This is a genomic window from Saccharothrix sp. NBAS 001 (assembly GCF_056640475.1).
In genome coordinates, this window is sequence record NZ_CM153251.1 from 9,932,501 (window position 1) to 9,955,615 (window position 23,115).

At 69.4% G+C, this 23,115-nt stretch carries 18 protein-coding genes and 2 rRNA genes (1 of these 20 running past the window's edge); 4 read left to right on the forward strand and 16 right to left on the reverse strand.

Annotated features, from left to right (window positions below):
• Both AC0HI0_RS45055 and rrf read left to right on the forward strand, forming a co-directional pair.
• Nucleotides 1-589, forward strand: a 23S ribosomal RNA gene (locus AC0HI0_RS45055) (it extends 2,490 nt beyond the left edge of the window).
• 113 nt (nt 590-702) lie between these two features.
• Nucleotides 703-819: ribosomal RNA gene (rrf, locus tag AC0HI0_RS45060) — 5S ribosomal RNA — on the forward strand.
• A gap of 112 nt (nt 820-931) precedes the next feature.
• Here the strand turns inward: rrf and AC0HI0_RS45065 are convergent.
• The 4 genes from AC0HI0_RS45065 to AC0HI0_RS45080 form a co-directional block, all read right to left on the reverse strand.
• Nucleotides 932-1,867, reverse strand: a complete 936-nt coding sequence (locus AC0HI0_RS45065) for an NAD(P)/FAD-dependent oxidoreductase (protein ID WP_480929578.1) — start codon at nt 1,865-1,867, stop codon at nt 932-934.
• A 310-nt stretch (nt 1,868-2,177) separates the two neighbouring features.
• Entirely contained in the window at nt 2,178-2,768 is a 591-nt protein-coding gene (locus AC0HI0_RS45070; protein WP_480929579.1) for an LURP-one-related family protein, read from the reverse strand.
• 7 nt (nt 2,769-2,775) lie between these two features.
• The gene (locus tag AC0HI0_RS45075) at nt 2,776-3,114 is read right to left on the reverse strand and encodes a nucleotide pyrophosphohydrolase (protein WP_480929580.1); all 339 of its coding nucleotides are present in this window, start codon (nt 3,112-3,114) and stop codon (nt 2,776-2,778) included.
• Complete coding sequence (locus AC0HI0_RS45080) at nt 3,111-4,016, reverse strand: AraC family transcriptional regulator (RefSeq protein WP_480929581.1); 906 nt, start codon at nt 4,014-4,016, stop codon at nt 3,111-3,113. Before AC0HI0_RS45080 ends, AC0HI0_RS45075 begins: the two co-directional genes overlap by 4 nt.
• Before the next feature lie 71 nt (nt 4,017-4,087).
• Here AC0HI0_RS45080 and AC0HI0_RS45085 point away from each other — a divergent pair, with 71 nt between their 5' ends.
• Nucleotides 4,088-4,882, forward strand: coding sequence for an NAD(P)H-binding protein (locus tag AC0HI0_RS45085; RefSeq protein WP_480929582.1), 795 nt, complete (start codon nt 4,088-4,090; stop codon nt 4,880-4,882).
• Here the strand turns inward: AC0HI0_RS45085 and AC0HI0_RS45090 are convergent.
• The 12 genes from AC0HI0_RS45090 to AC0HI0_RS45145 all read right to left on the reverse strand — a co-directional run bounded on the left by AC0HI0_RS45090 (nt 4,848) and on the right by AC0HI0_RS45145 (nt 22,657).
• A complete protein-coding gene (locus AC0HI0_RS45090) occupies nt 4,848-5,495 on the reverse strand; it encodes a class I SAM-dependent methyltransferase (protein WP_480929583.1) in 648 nt (215 codons plus the stop codon). The two genes, AC0HI0_RS45085 and AC0HI0_RS45090, sit on opposite strands and share 35 nt — an antisense overlap.
• A gap of 44 nt (nt 5,496-5,539) precedes the next feature.
• The gene (locus AC0HI0_RS45095) at nt 5,540-7,648 is read right to left on the reverse strand and encodes a DEAD/DEAH box helicase (RefSeq protein WP_480929584.1); all 2,109 of its coding nucleotides are present in this window, start codon (nt 7,646-7,648) and stop codon (nt 5,540-5,542) included.
• Nucleotides 7,641-8,960, reverse strand: coding sequence for a BREX system ATP-binding protein BrxD (gene brxD / locus AC0HI0_RS45100; RefSeq protein WP_480929585.1), 1,320 nt, complete (start codon nt 8,958-8,960; stop codon nt 7,641-7,643). Before brxD ends, AC0HI0_RS45095 begins: the two co-directional genes overlap by 8 nt.
• Entirely contained in the window at nt 8,960-11,587 is a 2,628-nt protein-coding gene (gene pglZ, locus AC0HI0_RS45105) for a BREX-2 system phosphatase PglZ (RefSeq protein ID WP_480929586.1), read from the reverse strand. The genes brxD and pglZ overlap by 1 nt, the downstream gene beginning before the upstream one ends.
• The gene (locus tag AC0HI0_RS45110) at nt 11,584-15,243 is read right to left on the reverse strand and encodes a BREX-2 system ATPase PglY family protein (protein ID WP_480929587.1); all 3,660 of its coding nucleotides are present in this window, start codon (nt 15,241-15,243) and stop codon (nt 11,584-11,586) included. The genes pglZ and AC0HI0_RS45110 overlap by 4 nt, the downstream gene beginning before the upstream one ends.
• Before the next feature lie 127 nt (nt 15,244-15,370).
• Nucleotides 15,371-15,877 carry a hypothetical protein gene (locus tag AC0HI0_RS45115; RefSeq protein WP_480929588.1) on the reverse strand — a complete coding sequence of 169 codons (507 nt, stop codon included), beginning with the start codon at nt 15,875-15,877 and terminating at the stop codon, nt 15,371-15,373.
• Nucleotides 15,874-16,638 carry a hypothetical protein gene (locus AC0HI0_RS45120; protein WP_480929589.1) on the reverse strand — a complete coding sequence of 255 codons (765 nt, stop codon included), beginning with the start codon at nt 16,636-16,638 and terminating at the stop codon, nt 15,874-15,876. The genes AC0HI0_RS45115 and AC0HI0_RS45120 overlap by 4 nt, the downstream gene beginning before the upstream one ends.
• A gap of 7 nt (nt 16,639-16,645) precedes the next feature.
• The gene (locus tag AC0HI0_RS45125; RefSeq protein ID WP_480929590.1) at nt 16,646-16,957 is read right to left on the reverse strand and encodes a hypothetical protein; all 312 of its coding nucleotides are present in this window, start codon (nt 16,955-16,957) and stop codon (nt 16,646-16,648) included.
• Complete coding sequence (locus AC0HI0_RS45130) at nt 16,954-17,622, reverse strand: hypothetical protein (protein WP_480929591.1); 669 nt, start codon at nt 17,620-17,622, stop codon at nt 16,954-16,956. The genes AC0HI0_RS45125 and AC0HI0_RS45130 overlap by 4 nt, the downstream gene beginning before the upstream one ends.
• A gap of 73 nt (nt 17,623-17,695) precedes the next feature.
• On the reverse strand, nt 17,696-21,568 hold the full coding sequence (gene pglX, locus AC0HI0_RS45135) for a BREX-2 system adenine-specific DNA-methyltransferase PglX (protein ID WP_480929592.1): 3,873 nt from the start codon (nt 21,566-21,568) through the stop codon (nt 17,696-17,698).
• Nucleotides 21,569-21,626: 58 nt separating this feature from the next.
• Complete coding sequence (locus tag AC0HI0_RS45140) at nt 21,627-21,800, reverse strand: DUF397 domain-containing protein (RefSeq protein ID WP_480929593.1); 174 nt, start codon at nt 21,798-21,800, stop codon at nt 21,627-21,629.
• Entirely contained in the window at nt 21,797-22,657 is an 861-nt protein-coding gene (locus AC0HI0_RS45145) for a helix-turn-helix domain-containing protein (RefSeq protein ID WP_480929594.1), read from the reverse strand. Before AC0HI0_RS45145 ends, AC0HI0_RS45140 begins: the two co-directional genes overlap by 4 nt.
• 127 nt (nt 22,658-22,784) lie before the next feature.
• Here AC0HI0_RS45145 and AC0HI0_RS45150 point away from each other — a divergent pair, with 127 nt between their 5' ends.
• Nucleotides 22,785-23,099, forward strand: a complete 315-nt coding sequence (locus AC0HI0_RS45150) for a hypothetical protein (RefSeq protein ID WP_480929595.1) — start codon at nt 22,785-22,787, stop codon at nt 23,097-23,099.
• Nucleotides 23,100-23,115 lie beyond the last annotated feature (16 nt).

Here is a 23,115-nt window from a genome sequence, read left to right on the forward strand (position 1 = left end):
AATCAGGTGTCGAGTGCAAGTGCACAAGGGGGCTTGACTGTGAGACCGACAGGTCGAGCAGGGACGAAAGTCGGAACTAGTGATCCGGCCATGGCTTGTGGAAGCGTGGTCGCTCAACGGATAAAAGGTACCCCGGGGATAACAGGCTGATCTTGCCCAAGAGTCCATATCGACGGCATGGTTTGGCACCTCGATGTCGGCTCGTCGCATCCTGGGGCTGGAGTAGGTCCCAAGGGTTGGGCTGTTCGCCCATTAAAGCGGTACGCGAGCTGGGTTTAGAACGTCGTGAGACAGTTCGGTCCCTATCCGCCGCGCGCGTAGGATACTTGCGGAAGGCTGTCCCTAGTACGAGAGGACCGGGACGGACGGACCTCTGGTGTGCCAGTTGTCCTGCCAAGGGCATTGCTGGTTGGCTACGTTCGGAAGGGATAACCGCTGAAAGCATCTAAGCGGGAAGCCTGTTCCTAGATGAGGTATCCCACCCTTTGTGGGGTAAGGCCCCCAAGAGACTATTGGGTTGATAGGCCGGAGATGGAAGGCCGGTAACGGCTGGAGTTGACCGGTACTAATAGGCCGAGGACTTGCTCACAAACATGCTACGCATCCACTGTGCGGTTCTGAAGGAACCGAACCGGACCACCACGGTCCTGGACGAGGGTTGTCCGGGGTTGTGGTGCCTACGGGTTGGTAATTTCATAGTGTTTCGGTGGTCATAGCGGTTGGGGAACACCCGGTCCCATTCCGAACCCGGTAGTTAAGCCTTCCAGCGCCGATGGTACTGCACTCGTGAGGGTGTGGGAGAGTAGGACGCCGCCGAACAATCATTCCTTCAGGGGTACCCGGTCCGCCGGGTACCCCTGAAGGCTTTTGTGCGTTCTGAGGGATTTTTCTGGGTGTGTTCGGCGGTGTGTTCGACCGCTGAAAGCCGTGGTCAGCTCAGGTCGGCGATGATGGCTTCGGCCAGCAGGGTGCCGGAGAGCCACGCCGTTTCCACCTTCGGTTGGCCCCAGGCGTCACCGGCTATGCCGACGCGTTCCGGGCTGTAGTGGAACGGGGCTTCGCCGGGCTCCGCGGGACGGGCGAAGGTCCAGCGGTGCACGGCCACGGACAAGGCGGCGGGCAGTCCGAGCAGTTCACGGACGGCGGACTCCACCTCGTCGGCGGCTGCGTCGGCGTCGGCCACGAACTGGTCGGCGAACTCGGCGGTGGTGTGGGCGACCAGGACGGGTGCGTTGTCACCTCGGCGGCTGCCGTCGTCGAACAACGTGGTCAGGACGGGGTGTTCGTTGACGAACGCACCGACGAAGTCCCACGCTCGCCGGTCGAAGCGCAAGGTCGCGACCAGGGACGGCAGCCACGCGCGGTTCAGCGCGGCCTGTGCGGTGCGGCTCAGGTTCGGGTCGACCAGGCGCACGGCCTGCGGGCCCGGCATCGCCAGCACGACCGCGTCGGCCGGCACGCCGTCGACCCTGGGGCCGGCGTCGACCCACTCCACGGCGCGCTGGGTCCGCACGTCCAGGCCGTCCGCGAGGTCTTCGACCAGGGTCCGCAGGCCACCGGGCGCGGCCCAGCGCTCCGGGCCGGTCGTGGTGTCCCAACCGGACGGTGAGTGCACGGCCATGGTCGACGTCCACGGGCGTGCCAGGCCGACCTCCCGCCACCGCTCGACCACTGCGGCGAACCGGGGTGACGACACGGTGAAGTAGCCCGCGCCGATGTCCGTGCGGCGGCCGTCGTACCGTTTGGTCGCCATCCGTCCGCCGCACACGTGCGCCCGTTCGAGCACACGGACCGTCACTCCGGCGGCAGTCAGCGTCCGCGCGCACGCCACTCCAGCGATACCCGCACCGACCACCGTCACCTGCACGAACCCATCCTCTCAGAGCCGGTCACGGGTTCGGTGGTCCGTACCGCTGTCCGAGCGATCCGGATGGCGCGACCGGGTGACGTGAGGCCCGCTCCTCTTCCCTCTCCTTAGCGTGGGGCGCATGAACAGTCGTGGTTGGGACGCTGTGGGTGCGGGGGAGGCTGCGGTGCGTTGGCGACCGCGTAGGCGTTCGGGGAGACACGCGCGGGCGAGGCCGTCACCGACCTCGCCCACGTGGGTTTCCGCACTGCTCGCGGTGATCCTGTTGGTGGCCTTGGTCTTATTGCTGCTGACCTACCTGTAGGACGGTCTAACGGGACTGGAGCGCGTCCACGGCCACGGCCTGCGCGATCACCAGGCGGCGGTCGACGGTGGGGTCCTGGATGCGGATCAGGTACTGGTCGCGCAGCCACGTCTTCTTGTCCACGCTGAACACCGGGACGCCGTCGCGGACGAAGTCGAAGTGGTAGCGGAACGGGAACGGCAGGTCGTTGATCAACGGCAGGAAGCCCCAGATCCGGCGCAGCACCGCGATGCCCTGGTTGCGCTCGCGGCCGGTGGTGGTGCCGGCACCGGGCTGCTCGACGTGCCAGGTGGAGTTCACCAGGGACTTGCCGAAGTCCTTGCGGAACAGGCCGATCGGCTGCCCGTCACCCGCGGTCACGTCGTAGCCGCTGCCGAGGTCGATGACCTTGCGCGCCTTGAAGCCGGCGAGGACGTACTGCTTGTCCGCGCCGGTGAAGATCGTGACCTGCTCCTTGAACGCCATGCGCTTCTGCTCGACGAACGCGACCGGCTGCCCGGGCGCGCCGTGGCCGTCGTCGGCGAACGCCTCGTAGCGGTTCACCATCATGGTGATCTTCTGGTGCAGGTGCAGCGTGTCCAAGGACTGGATGTCCATGGCCCCCTCATTCGACTGGCCGGAGGTCTCCGGTCGGGAAGCGCCGCTCGTTGCGGTCGATCTTGGCGAACGCGGCCTCCACGAGGTCCACGTCCAGCTTGTCCGCCAGGCGCACCAGGTAGTGCATCACGTCGGCGAGTTCGTCGCGGACGTTCCAGGCAAGTTCTTCGTCGTGCATGGCGTTCGCGGCTTCTTCGGGCGTGAGCCACTGGAACAGGTCGGTCAGCTCGCCCACTTCGCCGGACAGCGCCATCACCAGGTTCTTGGGCGTGTGGTAGGTGTCCCAGTCGCGTGCGGCGGCGAACCGGCGGAGCGCGTCGCGCAGGTCTTCGAGGCTGTGGCTCATGCCCGCAGAGCTACCACACGGTGGTCGCTGGGCCGAACGCCGCGTACCCGTTTGAACGCGGTGCTGAACGCGAAGCCGTCCCGGTAGCCGACCGCGCGGGCCACGGAGTGCACGGTCGCGTCGGGTTTCGCGAGCAGGTCGGCGGCGACGGTCATGCGCCACTCGGTCAGGTAGGTCAGCGGCGGGACGCCGACCTGCGCGGTGAACCGCTTCGCCAGCACCGCGCGGGACACCTTGGCCCGCTCGGCGAGTTCGCCGACGGTCCAGGTGCGCGCGGGTTCGTCGTGGATGGCGCGCAACGCCGGGCCCACCACGGGGTCGCCGAGCGCGCGGTACCAGCCGGGCGGGTTCGCCTCGGGGCGGTCGAACCACTCGCGCAGCGCGAACACCAGCAGCAGGTCGAGCATCCGGTCGAGCACGCCTTCCTGGCCCGGTTGGTCCTTGGCGATCTCCTCGGACAGCAGGTCGACGGTCGAGCACGGGCCGCACGGCACGACGAACGCGTGCGGGAGGGCGTTGAGCAGCCGGTCGGACACGCTGCCCTCGACCTCGTAGCTGCCGGTCAGCATGAGCGTCCCGGCCGTGCCGCCGAGGCTGTAGGTGCGGGTGCCGACGGCCCACTTGTCGCAGCCCGGCAGGGTGGTGTCCAGTTGCAGCGGTGTCGCCGGGTCGTCGGCGACGACGAACGGGCGCGGCCCGCGGACCAGTCCGATGTCGCCGGCGCGCAGCCGGATCGGCGGCCGGCCGTCGGCGGTGAGCCAGGCGTCGCCGTTGGTGGTCATCACGGCGGTGAGCGGCGCCGAGCCGGCCCAGCGCATCGACCAGGGCGGTGACGCGTAGGAACGGCACATCAGCGCGCTTTGGGCGCGGACCCCGCGCAGCAGATCGGTGAGAGCGTCCACAGAGACGATTGAACATGCGATCGGGCGTCTCGACCATGTCCCGTCCAGCACGGTCTTGGTTGGGTGGTGGCATGACAATCCTGGTTCTCGGAGCGACCGGCAAGACCGGCCGCCGCGTCGCCGCCACCCTCGGTTCCGCCGCCCGTCCCGCTTCCCGGTCGTCCGCGCTGCGCTTCGACTGGTCCGACGAGTCCACCTGGGACGCCGCGCTGGCCGGCGCGTCGGCGGTCTACCTGGTGCCGCCCTCGACGAACCTGGACGCCGCCGAGGTGGCCGCGTTCGTGCCGCGCGCGGTCGCGGCGGGCGTGACGCGGATCGTGCTGCTGTCCGCGCGCGGCATCGACCCGGAGGACCGCCGCGAGGCCGCCGTCCGGGCGTCCACTGTGGACTGGACGATCCTGCGGCCGACGTGGTTCCACCAGAACTTCACCGAGGACTTCCTGGTGTCCATGGTGTTGGCGGACGAGGTGACGCTGCCGCTGGGTGCGGGCGGGCACCCGTTCATCGACGCGCAGGACATCGCAGACGTGGCCGTGGCCGCGCTGACCCGGGACGGCCACGCCGGCAAGGTCTACGAGCTGTCCGGCCCGGAGGCGGTCTCGTTCCGGGACGCGGTCGCGCTGGTCGCCGAGGCGTCCGGGCGGGACATCGCGCTGGTCGACGTGCCGGGCGCGGCGGTCGCCGAGGCGTTGCGGGCGGGCGGTTTCTCGGAGGAGTACGCGGCCGTGCTCGGGTACGCCCTGGAGGCGATCCGGGACGGCCACGACGCCGCCCTGTCCACCGGTGTCCAGGACGTCCTGGGTCGCGAGCCGCGCCCGTTCGGGGACTACGTCAAGGCCGCGGCGTCGTCGGGCGCGTGGGCGTAGCCAGCACCAGCAGGTGCTCCTCGTCCGGCTGGCCCTCGCGGTCGGGGGAGAAGACGGCGCGGTGCGTCTCGACGACGTCCAGCCCGGCCTGTTCCACGTGGCGGAGCAGGTCGGGCGCGGCGAAGCTGGTGATGTGGACGGTGTGGCCGAGGAACGGCACTTCGAGGCCCTCGACGTCCATCGGCACGGTGATCAGCGCGACGACCCCGTCCGGCTTGAGCCAGCGGGCGATGTCGGCGAGCACCCGCACGGCGTCGGCGCGGGACATCTGGAGGAACGGGAAGAACGCGCACACGGCGTCCCACGACCCGTCGGCGGAGTTCCACTCCCGGATGTCGGCGTGCACGAAGTCGGCGTCGGGGACCTGTTCCCGGGCGATCGCGACCATCTCGGCGGAGACGTCGACCCCCATCACCCGGTGGCCGGCGGCGGTGAGGTCGGCGGCGACGGGCTTGCCCGTGCCGCTGCCGATGTCCAGCACGCGGGCGCTGTCGGGCAGGCGGTCCAGGAGCAGTCGGATGCCGGCGTCCACGATGGGCGGTCGGCCGAACGCCTCCTCGTAGCCGCGGCCGACGGCGTCGAACAGTTCGGCGGCGGTGAGCGGTCGGTCCACTTCCGGTACCTCCAGATCGTGATTGCGCAGTCCGGTTCCGCCGATCATGGTCCGGTCGACTCGCGGATGTGGCGTCGGGGCGTGTCGAGCGTGGCTCGTGCACCGGCGAGGTCGACCAGGCGCTCGGCGACGGTCGCGATGGCGAGGTCTTCGGGGAGGGCGGCGGCGAACTTCAGCCCGGAGACCGCGCTCGGGTTCACCTCGGGCGGGCGGAGTTCGCACGCGGACAGGGAACGGCGCACCTCGTCGACGGTGAGGTCCGGGCGGAGCCGGAGTGAGTGGTCGCCGATCCGCTGCCGCGGGTCGACCAGATCGGGGAGCGACGCGTGCAGCGTCCGGTTGGTGGCGGTGCCCGCCCACGTCCACCAATGCGCCTCGCCGGTGGAGGACCAGTCGACAACGGTCGCATCGGCAGCGGTGTGGGCGCTGTGCCGTTCGCGCAGTTCGGCCAGTGCGGATACCGCGCGCCGGGTGAGGTGCACCCCGGCTGGGTCGTGTCCGAGGACGACGTCGCGCATGCCCTGGGTGACGTCGTAAGACATGCCGCCGCCTCCGCCACCCCACCGCGCCCGGCCGGGCAGGTCGGTCGGCTGCACCTGGCACCGCCGCCGCGCCCAGTCGACGTGGGTCACCAGCCACGTTCGGCCGGCCAGCAGCAGCACCCGTGGGCCGTCCACGTCGGCCAGCAGGACGTCGTCGCCCACCTGGCCGATTTCTTCGCGTCCGGACAGGACCAGGAACTCGGGTGCCGCGGTGAACACAGCGGTGATGTCGGAGAAGTGCCGCCGGCCGAACCTGCGTTCGGCTTCGGGGCCGACGAACGCGAGATCCCCGTCGTGGTCGAGGAATCCCGCGTCCAGCAGGTGGGCGAAGATCTGCGGAGAGTCGTCCCCGAAGACCGGCAGTCCTGCCCATCGCTCCCTCCACGTCCGCAGTCCGATCGTGTTCTCCTGCAATGCCGACGCGATGAGCTGCTGGGCGACGATGTGCCGCGGCGAGGGGGGCGCGGTGATCGGCTCGACCCAGCCTGCTGCCCACCGGTCCAGCAGACCTGCGGCGGTCAGCGTGGATTCCTGGCCCAGACACAGGATCAGGCAGTTGCGGGTGCTGTCGGGCCGCCGGCCGGTGCGACCCAGCCGTTGCAGGAACGAGGCCACGGTGCGCGGTGCGTCGATCTGGATCACCCGGTCCAGGTCGCCGACGTCGATGCCGAGTTCGAGCGTCGAGGTCGCGACGATGACGCAGTCCCGAGCCTCGGCGAACGCCTCTTCGGACCGGCGTCTCTCGTTCGCGGACAGCGACGAGTGCGAGAGGAACGTCGTCACGTCGCGCGTGCGCAGGGCCGCGCCGAGTTCTTCGGCCCGGCGGCGGCTGTCGACGAAGACGAGTCGTTTCTCGCCCCGGTGCAGCGCGGAGATCACTTTCGCCGCGTTGTCGACCGTGCCGACGTGGTCGAGCGTGACTTCCGGGGTGACGGAGGTGGTGGTCTCGGGCGCGACCACCTCGCGGGGCCGGTGTCGAGCGCCCCCCTGGAGCCAGGCCAGTAGTTCGTCCGGGTTGCCCACCGTGGCGGACAACCCGATGCGCTGGAGTTCACGCCCCGCGACCCGGGCCAGTCGTTCCAGCAGTGCCAGCAGGTGCCATCCCCGGTCGTCGCCCGCGAAGGCGTGCACCTCGTCCACGACGACGGCCCGCAGGTCGCGGAAGGTGCGTTGGTTGTCGACGTTGACCGACACCAGCATGGCTTCCAGCGACTCGGGTGTGGTGAGCAGGACGTCCGGCAGGTCCCGCAGGATCCGGCGCCGTTGTCCTTGACCGACGTCGCCGTGCCAGACCTCGGCACCGCGCCCGAGCCACCCGGTGTATCCGGCCAGTCGTGGTGCCAGGTTGTTGAGCAGGGCCCGCAGCGGGCAGACGTAGAGCACGGAGATGCCGGACCACCGTTCGGACGCCATGCGGGTCAGCGTCGGCAGCATCGCCGCCTCGGTCTTGCCGCCGGCGGTGGGGGCGAGCAGCAGGCAGTCCACTCCGGACAGCACCGGACCGACCGCTGCCGCCTGGAACGGTCGGAGGCCGGGCCAGCGCAGGGTGTTCACGACGTGGTGTTGGACCGCGGGGTGGAGCGCGGCGAGCGCTGCGGCCGGGTCAGACATCGAGGTCGACGTCGTCCGCCGACGTGGCGGCGGCTTCCCGTTCGGTGCTGGTCAGTTCGGCCCGTTCGATCGCGACCGTGTAGTCGCTGCGCGGGTCGAAGTCGGGGTGCAGCTCGATGGTGTCGAACACGTTCAGCACGAGCTTGCGCAGGAACAACCTCGGTGCGACACCGACTCTGCCGCCGAGGCCGCCGGCCACCGATGCGGCGAAGTCCCGCAGGTAGGCGTCGTCGGCCAAGTCCAGGATGCGTTGTGCCGCAGGGGATCCGTTCGCGTAGAGGGTCCGCACCCGGCCGCCGAGTTCGACCAGGCGGTCGAGGGTGAAGCCGGTCAGCCGGACCTGCGGGGCGCGCGCGTTGTCGAACCGGTCGTCCGCGCCGAAGTCGGTGTGCAGCCGATCCGCCAGCGGCGGGAGCAGTTGCACGCCTTGGCGTCCGTCGAAGAAAGCCGGTGTTCCGGTGACCATCAGGTAGAGGCCGGGGAAGCGGCCCTTGTCGATCTCGTCGATCAACTGGCGCAGGGCGTTGAGCGCCTTGGCCCGCGCGTCGCTGCGGACCCGTTGCAGGGTCTCGACTTCGTCCAGCACCAGGAGCAGTCCGGGGTGTCCGGCGTCGCGGAGCACGGTGAGCAGCCCTTGCAGGAACCCCAACGCCTGGAAGTGGTCGATGTCGCCCTTCACCGCTGCGGCGCGTTTCGCGGAGGCGGCCACGTGGGGCTGCCCGGCCAGCCAGGCGGCCAAGCCGTCGGCGGTGTCCGTGTCGCCCTCGGCCACTGCTCGCCGGTAGCCGCGCAGGCCAGCCGCGTAGCCCGGTGTGGTTCGGGCCAGTCCGCCCAGCCTCAGCTCCAGCAGGTCGTCCACCGCCGAGCCCAGGCGCTGTGCGTCGGACGCGTCGACCTCGCCCTCGGCCAGCACGTCCTCCTCCAGCGCGAACAGCCAGCTGTCCAGCACGGCGCGGAACGCACTGGGTGGCGCGGCGGCGGTCGTCAGGTTCTCGCACAGCCGCCGGTAGACCGTTTCCAGCCGGTGCAGCGGTGTCTCGGTTTCCGAGATCTGCACTTCGCTCACCGCCATGCCCGCGGCTTTGGCGCGTTCGGCCAGCCAGCGGGCCAGGAAGGTCTTGCCCGCCCCGTACTCGCCGCGCACGGCCTTGAACTCGGCGGCACCCGACGCGCACGCGGACAGTTCCTCGTCCAGGGTGGGTGCCAACCGGTCCAAGCCGACCGCGAACAGGTCCAAGCCGCTTTCCGGCACGGTGCCGCGGCGCAGCGCGGCCAGCACCGCCCGCCTTCGTGCCGGACTGACCGTCGTCATCAGCGCCCCTCGGGAAACTGCTCGTCCAGCAGCTTCTCATTGATCACGAGCGTGCGCCCGCCGTCGATCAGGTCCACGACCGGGAACTGGTCGATGTTCAGCACGCGGCCGAGCGCGGCGACCAGGCCGCGCGGATTGCGTCCCGGCGTCCCGGCGGCCTGGAGGGCTTCGGCGACCGGCAGCCGCCCTCCTGCGGCGAGTACCGCGTCCACGACGTTGCGGAACACCTCGGCCTTGAGCACCCGGTTGGCCGGTTGCCCCCGGTGGGTGTTGACGAACGTCTCGCCGGCGATCAGTCGGGTGCCGCGTGATTCGTCCCGCGCGAACAGGTCCGGCTGAGCGGGCGTGGGCTCCCGTTTGGTCCGAGGCGGGCGGGTGGGCTTGCGGGGTTCCCTGCCCGTCCACCAGTCCGGCTGGCCCTGGGAGTGGACGGCCCAGCCGTCGAGTTCGTCGGTACCGGGTGGCAGCAGCACCACCAGCGGGATGGCGACCTCGGCGAGCGATGCCCCGCCGTGGTAGCCGTGGGAACGGGACCCGTAGCGGACGGCTTCCGTCGCGGCGAGCACCGCGGTGCCGCCGTCCACCAGCACCCGTGGTCCCGTCAGGAGGACCTCGTCCTCCTGGACCTGGTCGCCCGGTCGCCGCCAGCGGGCGGTGCCGGTCGAGTCGGGACGGTGTCGCGAGCCGTGCTCCAGCACGTGGCCGTGGTCGCTGGTGAGCACGACGACCCAGCCGTTCTCCGCAGCCCGTTCCAGCAGCGCCGGCAGGTAGGCGACGTCGCGGTAGTTCCATCCCGGGTCGTCGGACTGCCGGCCCTTCGCCAGCGCGTCGTCGACGGTGTTCAGCACGACCGCCAGCACCTGCGGTTCCGGCCTCGGCGCGAACTCTGCGTCGAGGTCCGCTCCGAGGTCCAGGCCCGAGGTGCCGGCGACACCGGCCTTGTGCACGAGGGTGGCCCTGGTGCGCGGCGGCCAGAACGAGTGCTTGGGGAACGCACGTCGTTCGGTGTCGGCGTTGCCACTGGACAGTGCCGCGGTCAGCAGCGACGTGCGGCTGTAGGCCGTTTCGGTCGGGAACGCCGCGAGCACCGCCTCCCGTCCGCCGTCCGCGGCCCGCACGACCTCGGTCCAACCGAGCCTCGGGTTGTCCGCGATCGACGAGGTGATCTCCGCCGCCGCCGCTCCGGACATGCCGTCCACCACGATCAACAGCACCTTGTGCCGGCGGACGAGCGGGGCGATCACCTTCGGCAGCACGGTCTCCACGGCCGGCACGCCGCTGGGTACCGTGTAGGCGGCCTCGGGGAGGGTGGAGGCGAACCGGCTGTCGAGTTCCGCGCGGCGTTTGCCCACCCGGGACGCGATCCGCTCGAACGCCTTGGCGACCTCCGGGGACGACGAGCCGTGGCGCACCCTGATCAGCTCGCTGTCCACCCAGGCCAGGTCCCTCGCGTGGCGCCGCAACGCGTCCGATGTCGTGGTGATCTCCGGTGGTCGGGAATCCAGCCAGCGGCGCAGTCGCACCGCCGCGTGCAGCCGGCGCACCTGCGCGGACTTCTCGTTGGCGTAGTGGTGCTCTTTGACAGCCGCGAGGTCCTTGTCCTCCAGGGTCTTGGCCGCGCGTTCCAGCCGGGAGGTGAAGCCGCTGGGCAGCACGCGGCTCACGTAGGCGATGGTGGAGCCGTTGAGCTGGGCGAGCAACGCGTCCGCGTGACGGATCCGCGACCACACCTCAGGGGAGTCCGTGCCGGTGGCGATCTCGACCGCCGCCGCAGCGGCCGTGGCGATCGCCGCACGGCCGGGTTCGTCGGGGCCGAAGCGTGAGTGGGTGAACGCACCGAGCGCGTGGGCGGCGGTCAGGTCGTCCTGCGGCGCGCCGGTCAGCACGTCGGCGACCAGAAGTTCCGCGAGCACGTCGTCGCGGGCCGCCGCCAACCGCAGCACCACATCGGCCGCGGCGCCCAACCGCTCCACGAGGTGGGCGGTGATGCCGAGCCGTTCGGTGGGGTCGAGGGCCTGCCAGCGCGCCCGGTTGCCGGGCACGTCCGCCGCCGTGATCAGGGATGTGAGGTCGAGCGCCGTGGAGTCCACGGACAGCCTGGCGCGCACCACGTGCCGCAGCGCCACCTCCCGGCCGAACGACAGCCCGGTGGTGTTCGGCAGTTGGCCTGTGCGGGCAAGGTCGACCAGCGCGTCGACCAGCCAGCCGTTTTCCCGGCCGCGCAGGCGGGCGTCGAGCTGCCGGACCTTGAGCAGGTCTTGGAGCAGGGTGTACTTGCTGACGTCGTGCAGGTGGGCGCGGTGCAGGCGGGCCATCACGGCCTCACCCAGTTCCCGCTCGTCGCGATCGGTGAGCACGACGAGCACCTCGTACGCGGCCGTGGCGGCGGGCGGTGCCGCAAGGGCGTCCAGCACCGACAGCACGGACGGGCACGCGACGTACCGGACGGAGTGCCCGCGGATCTCGCCGTCGTGGTCTCCGTGCCACACGGGTTCGCGTCGGGTGCGCACGCCGATCACGACCCGGCGACCGACGGGATCCGGGTCTTTGTCGAGACCTTCCACGATGTCGGACACCCGGCTGACGACCGCGTTCTCGACGGCCGAGTCGAGGTCTGCCGGCGTCATCCGCGTTCCAGGATCCGGTAGGTCACCTCGATGGTCGCGTCGGGGTGCTCCTCGCCGAACCTCGTCAGCTCCGCCATCACGTCGGTGAGCCTGCCGGTCGCCTGGTGCACACCGCCACCGGGATTCGGCGGAGTCGGTCCTGGCACGGGTGGTGCGGGGGGCGGCGTCGGCTTGCTGATGAGCGCGATCAGCCGACGCTTCGCCTGGTCGAGCGCACGCCGCAGGGGGGTGGCGTGCTCGTTGGCATTCACGCCCTGCCGCAGCTCGGCCGCGATGTCGGCAGCGGCCGGGTCGTCCAGCACGTCGAAGATCGCCCAGTCCGCGGCGCGCAGGGCCGTGGACACCTCTTCCGCCGTTTCCAGTGATCGGCTGATCACCATCGGGTCGATGTCGTGCAGGTCGGTCGCGGCGACCGCGGCGACCAGCCTGGTCGGATCCGTGACGGTGTGCAGTTCGGTCACCAGGTCGCTCGCGACCGTGGCCGTGGCGTAGCGGCCCTGGGACGCCGACCGGTCCAGACCCAGTCGCCCGCTGTGCTGGTCGAGCAGTTCCACGAGGCCGACCGCCGGCAGGCGCAGCTGGTCGACCTTCTTGCCGACCGTGCGGGCGAACCGGGCCACCGCTCGCGGGGAGATCACTGCGGTGCGCAAGTCCGTGCCGGTCAGCGCGGCGGCGAGCAGGCAGGCCCGGTCCCACTGGTCGGGGGTCGGCAGCGCCTGCCGGTACAGCACCATGTCGTCGGCGACCGCTTCGGGGGTCTCCGGCGGGTCGACCAGGCGTTCGCGGTGCCGCCACGCGCGGTGCGTGAGTTCGGCGAACGTGGCGATGACGAGGTTCTCCACCCGGCGTTCCATGCCCAGCTCGCGCAGCCAGCCGCGCACCGTCCGCACCGGCAGGTCGGCGTCCGGCTCGTGCTCCCGCGCGGCCCGCCGCTCCAACTCGTCCGCCCAGTGCCGGCTGAGCACGAACGGCCCGTTGTGCTCTTCGCCGAGCTTGAGCGGGTGGGCGATGCGGCGCAGGGCCTCGCGGTGCGGGCGGTCGACCTCGACCCGCCCCTCCGGGGCGTCGGCGGCGCGCCGGACGATGGTGAGCGTCGTGCGCAGGTCCGCGTCCCGGACGAGGTCGCCCTTGCGTTGCGGGTCGAAGTCCGGGTGGTCCGGGTAGGTCATCGAGTGCACCTGGTCGACCAGCGACTTCAGTGCTTCGGCGAACGAGCGGCCCGCGTCCACGCGGGGCGTCACGGTGGCGTCGAGGCTCACCAGGTGGTCGTGCCAGTCCTGGACGATCTCCTCCTTCGGCCTGGTGACCAGGCCGTAGGCGTTCTTGAGCGCTTCCCTCAGCTCCGAGTGCAACGAGCCCTGGAGGTTCTTCAGCAGGTCGTGGGCGCGTTGCCGGTCCTCCGCGCCGATCGTGCGGGTGTGCTCCTCCAACCGGGTCCGGTCCTGGAGCAGGTACTCGACCTTGATCAACCGGCCGAGCTTGTCCAGCACGTCCGAGGTGAAGAAGCCGGGCAGCCAGGCGACGGCGGACCGATTGCCCTTCTCCGCGCGCAGCCGGACCACCCGGTTGTAGTCGTCCGCGGCCGAGGTGCTGTCGGGGTCGAACGGGTAGTCCAGCAGCAGTCGCCAGCGATCGTCGTAGGACGGCTCGAACAGGTCGTCCCGCAGATCCTGCTGGTCCCGCACGTTGCCGTAGACGATCTCCAGCGTCCGCCGGCTGCCCCGCCACGCCACCGGGTGCTCGATCGGGGTGGTCCCCGTGTCGGTGACTCCCAGCTCGGTGAACAGCAGGTCCCGCACCAGCCTGCGGCGGGCCGGCTGCTGGTCGAGCGTGGTGACCCGCTCCAGGATCGCGTTGACGTTGACGCCGACCAGGTTCAGCCGCACGTTCGGGTCCGAGCCCTCGCCGAGCTGCAGTTCGGCGACCCGGCTGGCCCAGCTGCGCAGCCTGCGCACCACCTCGGCGACTTCCTGGCCGGGGATGGGGGTGGTGATCGTGCCGTGGTTGAGGGCGGCCAGCCGTCGGGCGGTCAGGTCGCGCAGCGCGTCCACGTCAGGGGCGAGTGCTGCCAGCAGCAGCGTCTTCACCAGGCGGTCGTCGCTGCGGAATGCCTGGAGCACCGCAGGCTCGACTGGTGCCTGGCCGGCGACCTGCTCCTCGCGCAAGGTGCGGTCCCGCAGCAGCATCGGCCGCAGGGTGCGCTGGTAGAGCAGGCGCGCCTCGTCGAACTCGTGCTTGAGCTGCTCGGTGAACGGCTGGTCGGCGCCGTCCGCGACGGCGTCGAACAGGTCGCCCAGTGGAACCAGTTGGCCCAGCTTGATGTCGTCCCGCCGGTTGACCAGGATCTGCCGCATCAGCAGCAGCGCCGTGCGCTCCCGCTGGAGAGCCGACGACACGTGCACGAGCGTGTCCATGAACGCCGGGCTGAACGGGTAGGTGCGCTCGAACGAATCCCCGTCCCCGCTGCCCAACAGCACGTCCCGCACTGATCCTGGCAGCGCCCCGGTGCGCTGGAACGCATGCCGGACCTTCTCCTCGCCGCCGGGCAGCCTGCGCAGCACCCGTTCCCGGGCGATCACCGGGAGGTTGCGGTCCTCCAGGGTGATCTTCTCGATGCGGCCGTCCCAGTGGTTGAGGCGGTCGTGGAAGGACTGGAGTTCCGCTCCGGTGCGCTCCGCTCCGATGCCGAGTTCCCGCAGGTCGCGCTGGCGCGCGATGAAGCTGATGATCGGTGCGGGCCGGTGCGCGTCACCGGCTTCGACCAGCTTGGCGACCTTCTCGGTCTCCCGGCTGATGAACGCCTGGTCGCCGATCTTGCCCGCGAGCCACAGCACCAGCTCGTCCAGGAACAGCACGATGCCGTCGTAGCCCAGCGACTTGGCGTGCCGGCTGATCTCCGCCAGGCCCTGGTCCAAGGGCTTGAACGCGCTGGCCGCGCCGCGCACCGAGTCGACGTAGTTGGGGAAGTACGCCTGCACGACCTTGGTGATCAGGTTGTCGGAGGCGGGGCTGCCGATCGGCGCGTCGAACCCCTCGTCCAGCTTCTCCGGCGTCATCACCGCGCCCAGATCGCCCCAGCCGGTGTCCGCCTCGTTGGGGAAACCGGAGAGGAACTGCTCGTCGCCGAGCTTCTCGCGCAGTTTCCGCGCGTCGTCCAGCAGCCCCTGCGCCCGGTAGACCTGGGGAATCGGGGCTGTCGGCTCGTGTCGGCGGACGTGGTCGACGTAGCCGCCGAGGATCGCGGCTTCCAGGCTCTCCGAGCCGGTGAGGTGGTAGGGGACGAGCAGGAAGCGCTTGTCGCCCAGCCACCGGTGCCGGGTCGTCACCTCGGCGAGATCGGGCCGGTCCAGTGCCCGGGTGTCACCGTCCAGCAGGGCGTGCAGGACCGCCATGAAGTGGCTCTTGCCCGAGCCGAACGAACCGTGCAGGTAGGCGGCTTTGGAGCTGTGCTCGTCCAGCGCGGACTTGATCAGCTTCAGGGCCTCGCCGAACGCCACCCGCAACTGCGGGGTGACCACGTAACTGCGGAGCGCGTCATCGCGCTTGGTGTCGACACCCTCGGTGAGCTTGAGGACGAAATCGCCCCGGTGGACGCCCTCCGGGATGTCGATCAGCTCACGCAGCAACGGCGCGGTACCCGACGCGGCGGTGGTCACGCTGTGGATCCCCCTGGTTCGTTCGGTGGCGAAACCGACGGTAGCCGTTCACCGTAGCGTTCCGCCCGCCGGCCTCCGCCCATCGCACTGTCGATATAGGACCGTCGGCAAGGACCGTTTCACACAGTCACCCGGTTGGCGTAGAGAAGCGGAGTGTAGTGCGCCCAGCGGCGAACGCCGCGCCCCCGAGCCCGACCACCACGAGCAGGAGCAGGAGGTAGATCCAGTTCGCGGGGGAGACCGCCCCGGACCGGCCGCCCGACGCGAGGTCGATCGCGGAGAGCCTGGCCCCGGCGGCCAACCCGGAGGACAGCAGGGTGCACGCCCACAACACCGCGAGTCCGCGCCGCACCTTGCGGGCACCTGCCACGTCCAGGTGCTCGCCCCGTACGTGCACCCGGGCGTTCACCAGGACAGCGCCCGCCAGGACCAGCGGCAGCACGCTGACCGGCCCGAAGATCCACGCGGTGGCGTCCAGGGCGTTACCCGGCGTGCGCAGGCTCACCCCGACGGCCACCAGCAGGAGCGCCAGTGCCACCGCCGCGCCGATGAACACCACGCCGAGCCGGGTGCAGGACGTGCGCAGTTCCCGTGCGCGCGGTGCGGAGACCCAGAGCCAGGTCGGCCCGGTCACGACCCGGGTCGCCAATCGGACGGGTCGCCGTCCAGGACGCTCGCGTCGGAGATGGTCCCGGCCTCCGGTGTCGACCAGGTCGAGCCGAGGTCGTGGACCTTCTGCCGGATGGCGGCCTGTTCCATCTCCACGGTGTTGGTGTGCGCCTCCAGCGCCACGACGGCGGTGACGACCAGGCCCAGCGACACCGACACCGCCGTGGACAGCGCGGCGATGGCCACCGGGATGCCGACGATCGTGCACGCCGCCGCGATCGCACCGACCGCGCCGACGAGGAACACCCCGAACGCCCACTTGATCGCGAGCCAGAAGCTGTCGATGGAGTTCGCCAGGCCGGCCAGCGAGGTGCGGACCTGGTTCGCGACGTCCTTGATCGAGTTCAGGCCGGCCACCTGCGCCGGGATCGCGTCGCGGTAGGCGCGGGACGCGCGGCCCTCCCACTCCGCGGTCGTGCGGAGCTTGTCCAGGCCGAGCGTGCCGGCGATGTCGCCGAGCACGTTCCCGACCTCTGCGACCCACTGGTCACCGACCTGCTTGAGCCGTTCCGAGTTGCCCGGCTGGTCCCACAGCAGCGTGACCCGGTCCCAGAACTCCTGTGCCAGGTCCGCCAAGGCGTTCATCCCGTGGTGGATGGGCATCACGAGGTGCCCGAGACCGGGCGGGACCCAGCTCAGCACCCCGTTCACCTGGTCGACGAACTCGCGGATCCGTGCGTCGATGTCCCGTGACTGCTGGTTGGCCTGCTCCGCTAACTCGTTCACGGTGCCCTCACTCGACGATCTTGTTCAGCGCGTGCATGTTCGCTTCGTCTTCGCGTTCGTAGGTATCGGCAGCGGCTCGCAACTGCGTGCCGATCAGGCGGAACGTGGCCGAAGCCTGTGCGAGCAGGCTCTCCATGGTCCGCCGGGCATCGTCGTAGGTGCGGTCCAAACCGCTGTCCACAGCCCACTTCGACACGTCCGCGCCGGTGAGCGTGAACCGGTCGATCGACGAGCGCGGACCGTCCACGCGGTCGGCTGCGGATTCCCACGCCGCAGCGTCGGACCGCATGGCTTCGAGGGCGACGGCGATATCGGTCATGGCAGCAGCCCCAATCCGCGCAACAGGGTGTTCGGGTGACGCGCCAGCGCGTTGAGTTCGGTGATCGCAGGGCTGTCCAGGCCGGCGGTGAGGTGCGCGGGCGCGCTTCGTGCGCGCAGTCCGGCGAGCACTTCCCGCAGTTCGGCGATCAACTCGGAATCGCGTGCCTGGTTCGCCCACTGGGGGTCGACCCGCAAGGCCGTGACCCGGCCGCCGTGGGAGGTGCCGTGCACGTGCCCGCCTCGGCTCTCGACGGACACCGGGCCGGTTGCCTCGGCGAGGCGGCGGGTGAACGCGGTGAGGTCCGCCGTGACCTCGTCCAGCAGCCGCACGGCGTCCTGCGGGGTGATGGGCCGGTACGGCTGTGGTGCCGGTGCGTCCGGGCTCTCGGCCGGCTGCTCGACCTGCTTGGCCAGGGCACGCATGGTGGCTTCGTTCGCTGCGACCATCGCGGCGTCGCCGAGTCGGCGAGGGTCCACCAGCCGCCGCCAGCCTCGGTCCAGCGAGACCTCGCGGATTTCGGCGGCCTCGTCCACGGTGACGGTCACGCCGTCGGTGTGACCGCTGAGCGATTCCGCCGGGTGCTGGGCCGTCGGCAGGCCGCTCGGTGGTGGACGGTCGTGCTCGTCGTCCTCCTCGAACCCCAACCGGAGAACTCCGCCCACATCTCCCCCTGCTGTCGCGTCGAGTAGTCGCCTGACTGCTGACTGTATCGACGGCAGGGGGAGGTGCGCAGCGTTATCGAGTGGACGGCAACTCGTAGCGGGTGCCGCGACGTTGCCCGGTCTGGATCAGCTCACCGCGTTCCACGAGCTGCTTGAGGAGGTCTCGGGCCAGCGCGGCGGACAGTCCGGTGACCTCGGCGGTCTGGGGTGTCGTCAGCGGACCGTTCGCGGCGAAGTCCAGGACCGCGGCGAACTGCTCGGCGGTGAACCCCCTGTCCACCTTGGTCTGCTTGGTGGCGGGGCGTCGGGTGCCTCGACGGGGGAGCGGCGAGACGTCCAACTTGGTTGCGGGCTGCCACGTCGCCAGGTCGCTGCGGGCGATGCCGGACTCACCGAGTTGGCTTTCGAGGAAACCCTCGTAGATCACGTAAGGGGACTCGCCGAATACCGGGTCCACGTCGCCGTGCCACTGCTTCACCCACGGGAGCACCTCGTGCAGACCGGCGAGCAGCGGGGTGAGACGGCCGGCCGGCCAGCCTTCCTCGGTGTGGCGGTGGCTGATCAGCACGGCGAGCGCGTGCGCCTGCTCGCGGTGGTCCCAGCCCGCCCAGCCGAGGAGGAGGCTCCCGTCGCCGTCGCGTGTTGCGCCGGGGTAGGAGACGAAGCGTTCCTTGGGAACGTCGAGCTTGCCCCGGTGTCGCCAGTAGGAGTTGCGCAGGAAATCGCCAGAGCCGTACTTCGGCGGGACCGGGATCGTGCCGAGACGGGTCTCGACTTCCTTGCGGACGGTCTGGTCGGTGACTTCCTTGCCGAGTTCGGCGGCGATTTCGTCCTCTTGGCGCTGGAGGTCCCAGACGTGCTCCCAGTCGGCGCGCTTGCGGAGGCCGGCGGGCTTGTAGCGCAGGACGGGGAGGAACGGGACGTGCTCGTCGTCCACGAGAGCGGCGACGATCTCGGCGAGGTCGACGTCCTGGTTGCCCAGCGCGTCGGCGGCCCAGATACGGGCCACGCCGGTGAACGCGGTGTCGGCGCGGAGCAGGTCGGTCAGTTCGGAGACCGACCGCATGGTCGGTTGCTCGGTGCCGTTGGCGTCCTCGGCGTACCAGAGGTGGCGGGCTTCGAGGTGATCCTGAAGCCATTCTCGGAGGGCGCGTTCTTGTTGCTTGTCCCAGGGTTCTACGGACCAGCGGCGCTTGCACTCGGGGCGTTCGATGAGGGCGATGTCGCGGCGCTTGTAGATCAGGTCGATGCGGGCCTCGACCACGCGGCGGTAGTCGTCGGGCCAGTGGGTGGGTAGTTCGGTGATCGGGGTGGAGTTGTGGCGGACGAACCACTGGGTGTCGGTCTCGCTTGCTGCGACGGTGCGCGCGAGGACGATTTCGAAGGCCCGTTCGCCGAGGTTGAGGGCGGGGACGGTGGACGGGTCGGGGATGACGACTCGGGCGGCCTCGGAGTCGGAGAGCAGGCCGTAGCGTTGATATACGTCCCAGTCGAGTTCTTCCTGCTCGGTGATCATCCGGGCGCGGAAGGTCGTGTAGTCGTCGTGGGCTCGGGAGAGGAGGTCGCGGTTGGGGATTTCCGCGTTGGCGAGGGCTTGCGGGGTGCTGCTCGCGAGTTGCTGGGCCAGCGAGTCGAGGCTGCGTGCACGCTCTAGCGGAAGCCTTACAGGCAATGGGAACTGCTCCAGTTGTGTGCCAGTGAACTCAAAGCGCCCTTCCCAGGCTTCGTCCTGTACGCCACGTCCGACGCCGCTGCCACCCTTCAGATGACTGACCTGCTTCATCCAAAAGCAGCCGGTGGATGAGTTCAGCACGCCGATGAGCCTGAGGTGGTCGTCTTCGGTCGCTTCGGCAATCAATTTGATCACAGGGGCAGTTCGGGTGAAAACCCTTCCACCGCGATCGAGTGTGAAATGGTTGTGCGTAGCGACAAAAGCGAAGGTGATCAGAAAAAGTGAGCGCCAGCGTACTGGATGAAAATCTGAGTACGCAAACCAGTCGATGTCCCGGTCGATGTGGTATCCGGAAAGTGCTCGCCTGCGAAAAAGGAGCGTCCGGTTCGGCCACAAGTGCTTTTTTGAGGCTTGGGTAAGCTGAGTTGACCGAGCGTCTGCGGTGTACGGGAAGACTGTATCAAATTCGTGCGAGTGATCCCAATCTCGTACTTCGGCTCCGGTTGCAAAAGTTTGTACTGTATCTGCAAGTGAGAGTCGGCGTGCTACTGCGGAGTCGAGTACGTATGCATCGTCTTCGCGGGTTACTGCCATGAACCCGATAAGTTCACACAGTTGATCGAGCTTTCGGCGGGAATTTCTCCCAATTTCTGCCATAAGTGTATCCGCGCCACCGCCACTGAGGGACCAGGGGTGCTGGAACAGACGTTCGCGGGGGAAGTCGGTGACGCTGACCCAGTCGGACTCACTGCCCGCCTGATCGATCTGGCTGGTGATCGCCGTCCACACGACGCCGTTCGCTGGATCGGCCGGTTGGCCGGGCTCGCCTCGGATGCCGAGCACCGCACGTACCGGCTGGCTCCGGTCCGGTGTACGGCGGCGGCCGACGAGGACTACCGTCGGGGTTCCGTGACCGGGGATGAAGGCGCCCGACGTGTCGATCACGTGGGTCAGGTCGACCGTCGGGAAGAACTCCTTGATCAGCTTGGTGCCGAACTCGCGTTTCATGAAGCCGTTCGACGTGATCTGGCCGACGTACCCCGACCCGCGGCGGTCCGAGCCTGCCCTACGCGCCAGGTCGAAGAAACGCTGCGCGAACGGCACGGTCAACTGGAACTGCCGGTGGCACGCCGTGTAGTACCGGCGGTACTCGGTGTTCAGCTTCGCATCGCTCACCGTGATGTACGGCGGGTTGCCGACGACCACGTGGTACGAGCCCTCGTCCAGCAACGTCGGGTAGTCCTCGACGTCCTCGGACTCCAGTTGAATTCCCACGAACTGGTCGAGCCCGGCCAACGTGTCGCTCTTCTTCGCCAGCAACGAATCGCCGATGGCGACCGTGACCGCCCAGCGCTGGCCCGCCGCCTGGTCGATCGTCCGCACGCCTGCCAACCACCACGCGGCCAACGTCAACCGGAACCGGGCGATGGCTACCGCGAAGGGGTTGATGTCGACGCCGTGCACCGAGTCCAGCGCCTTGCGGGCGATCTCGGTGTCGCTCAGGTTGAGGTCCTGTTCCCGCCATGCCTTCGTCAACCGCGTGAACGCGCCGAGCAGGAAGTGGCCCGAGCCGCACGTCGGGTCGATCAGCCGGAAGCCCTCCAGCCCGAATTCGTCCAGGGCGGGCTTCAGGGTGTAGTCGAGGATGAACTCCTCCACGAAGTCCGGAGTCTGGAGGAGTGCGTACTTGTCCTTCGCTGCCTGTGACATGTCCTGGTACAGGTCGCCGAGGAAACGCGTGTCCCACGTGTCGTCGCGGAACTCGTGCACCAGCGAGCCGTCCGGCCTGCGCGTACGCCAAAAGCGGATCAATGCCTTCGCGCCGTCGTGGGACATCGGGATCAGGTAGGCCGGGTTGTGCTTGCGGTCGAACAGCGCCTCGCCGGCGTCGCTGCGGCGCAGTGAGTCGAAGGTCTGCTCGACCCAGTCCGCGTCCGTGGCGTGCGGCTCCTGCCGGAAGAACGCGCCCTGCGCGTCCTCCGCCTGGGCCAGTCGGTCACCCGAGCCCGACAGCATCGGGCGGACGAGGTCGTTGTCCTCGCTCCACCGCACGAACACGGTGCCGAGCACCCACGCCACAGCCGCCTGGGTGACCTGCTCGCCGATGAACGTGCCCAGCGTCGCCGACGTCAGCGCGGCCTCGTGCCTGGCCGTGAGATCGGCCATGACATCGGGCTCGCGGTCGACCTGTTCGCGGAGGTCGTTCTCCAGGAGCAGCACCTGCTTTTGCAGGTCGGCCAGCAGCGCGGAGCGATCGAGAGAGGGCGTTGTCACAAGGAGCCAGAGTAGGGGAGCGGGGTGGGCCGGGCGCCGGAACCACCCCGCAGCCCGTTCAGTTCTCCTTGAGTGACCGGACGAACGCGCGGAACGCCGGTGCGGGGATCGCGATGTGGCCCGATTCCGGGTGCTTCGAGTCCCGCAAGCCGGTCATCGGCCCCTGCGACACTTCCACGCAGTTGGCGTCATTCCCGCTGTAGCTGCTCTTCCGCCAGTCGGACGCGGTCATCGGAGTTCCTCCTCGCTCGCGGTGAACTCGCGTGCGATGGACGACATCAGGTCGACTGAGCCGGTCTCGTCCAACGCCACGGTCGTCAGCTTCTCGACCGTCAGCCTATAGAGCGCGACCAGCGCCGGGTCGTCCAAGAACAGGCCGGTGGTGCGATCTTCGACGAAGACCACCGGCCGATCGGCGGGGAAATCCAGGATGACGAACTGGCCGAGCAGACCGGCGTGCCCGGCGACGGCCGACGGGATCACCCGGACGGAGGTGTTCGGTCGTTCGCACAGGTCGGTCAGGTGCCGCAGTTGCCGTGCCATCACCTTCGGGCCGCCGATCGGGAGGCGGAGCGCGGCCTCGGTGAGGATCAGGTTGACGGTGGGCGGTGTGCTGCGGGCCAGGATGGCCTGACGTGCCATCCGCCTGCCGACCCGGACCTCGACGGTCGGCTCCCCCTCGTCCACCTGGATGGCGGAGATGATCGAGTGCGCGTACTCCGGGGTCTGTGCGAGCCCCGGGATGAGCATCAGTTCGAAATCGGTGATGACGCTCGCGCGGGTCTCGAAGTTCAGGTAGGTGCGGCTCTGCACGGTCGGGTTCGCGGCCTCGACCAGACCTGAACCGTCACCTCCGCGAGCGCGGTCCAGGAGCCTGGTGCGGGTCGGGCCGATCACGCCCAGGACCGCCAGGATCGCCGAGACCTCCTCGGGCGTGGCCTCCCGCTTGCCGTTCTCCAGCCTGCTGACCGTGCTGATCGAGACGCCGAGCGCGGTGGCGACGTTTTGCAGGGTCAACTCGGCGTCCCGGCGCAACTGTTCGAGTTCGAAGCCGATTCCCCTGGTGCTGACCCCGGACTGCTGCTTCACGAGATCGACTCCTTTGCAAGGGTTGAAAAAATAGTCGGGCAGAATTGGTTTTTAGCTTGAAGAACTCACCCGATTGAATGAGCGTAGCGCCTTGCGCGCGGGAATCGGTGATGCAACTCTCGGAATCATGAATGGAATCGCGGTCGACGAACTGATCTGCGAACACCTGGCTCTGGTGCTCATCGGCGTCACCGACGGCTCGGACGAGTTGGCCCTGACCGTGGCGCGTTCGGAGACCTACCGACTTGTCGAGGCGCTCGCGCTGTGCCTCAACGGCCACCCGTTGGACGGTCTGGGTCGGTGCGGGACGTGCGGATCGGCGGATTGCCTGTTGCGCCGGGACATCCGGCTGGTGCTGCGGCCGGTGGGCGACGGTCCGCGCACGTCGGCAGAGGAGGACGTGCTCTGGCTCGCCGCGTACGGTCTTGGCGATGACGCCTGACAAGCCCCTCGGGGAG

Coding starts and splice junctions, on each gene's coding strand:
- AC0HI0_RS45125 (WP_480929590.1), bottom strand. CDS start 16,957: ATGACCGATATCGCCGTCGCCCTCGAAGCCATGCGGTCCGACGCTGCG.
- AC0HI0_RS45085 (WP_480929582.1), top strand. CDS start 4,088: ATGACAATCCTGGTTCTCGGAGCGACCGGCAAGACCGGCCGCCGCGTC.
- AC0HI0_RS45070 (WP_480929579.1), bottom strand. CDS start 2,768: ATGGACATCCAGTCCTTGGACACGCTGCACCTGCACCAGAAGATCACC.
- pglZ (WP_480929586.1), bottom strand. CDS start 11,587: ATGACGCCGGCAGACCTCGACTCGGCCGTCGAGAACGCGGTCGTCAGC.
- AC0HI0_RS45150 (WP_480929595.1), top strand. CDS start 22,785: ATGAATGGAATCGCGGTCGACGAACTGATCTGCGAACACCTGGCTCTG.
- AC0HI0_RS45095 (WP_480929584.1), bottom strand. CDS start 7,648: ATGTCTGACCCGGCCGCAGCGCTCGCCGCGCTCCACCCCGCGGTCCAA.
- AC0HI0_RS45140 (WP_480929593.1), bottom strand. CDS start 21,800: ATGACCGCGTCCGACTGGCGGAAGAGCAGCTACAGCGGGAATGACGCC.
- AC0HI0_RS45075 (WP_480929580.1), bottom strand. CDS start 3,114: ATGAGCCACAGCCTCGAAGACCTGCGCGACGCGCTCCGCCGGTTCGCC.
- brxD (WP_480929585.1), bottom strand. CDS start 8,960: ATGACGACGGTCAGTCCGGCACGAAGGCGGGCGGTGCTGGCCGCGCTG.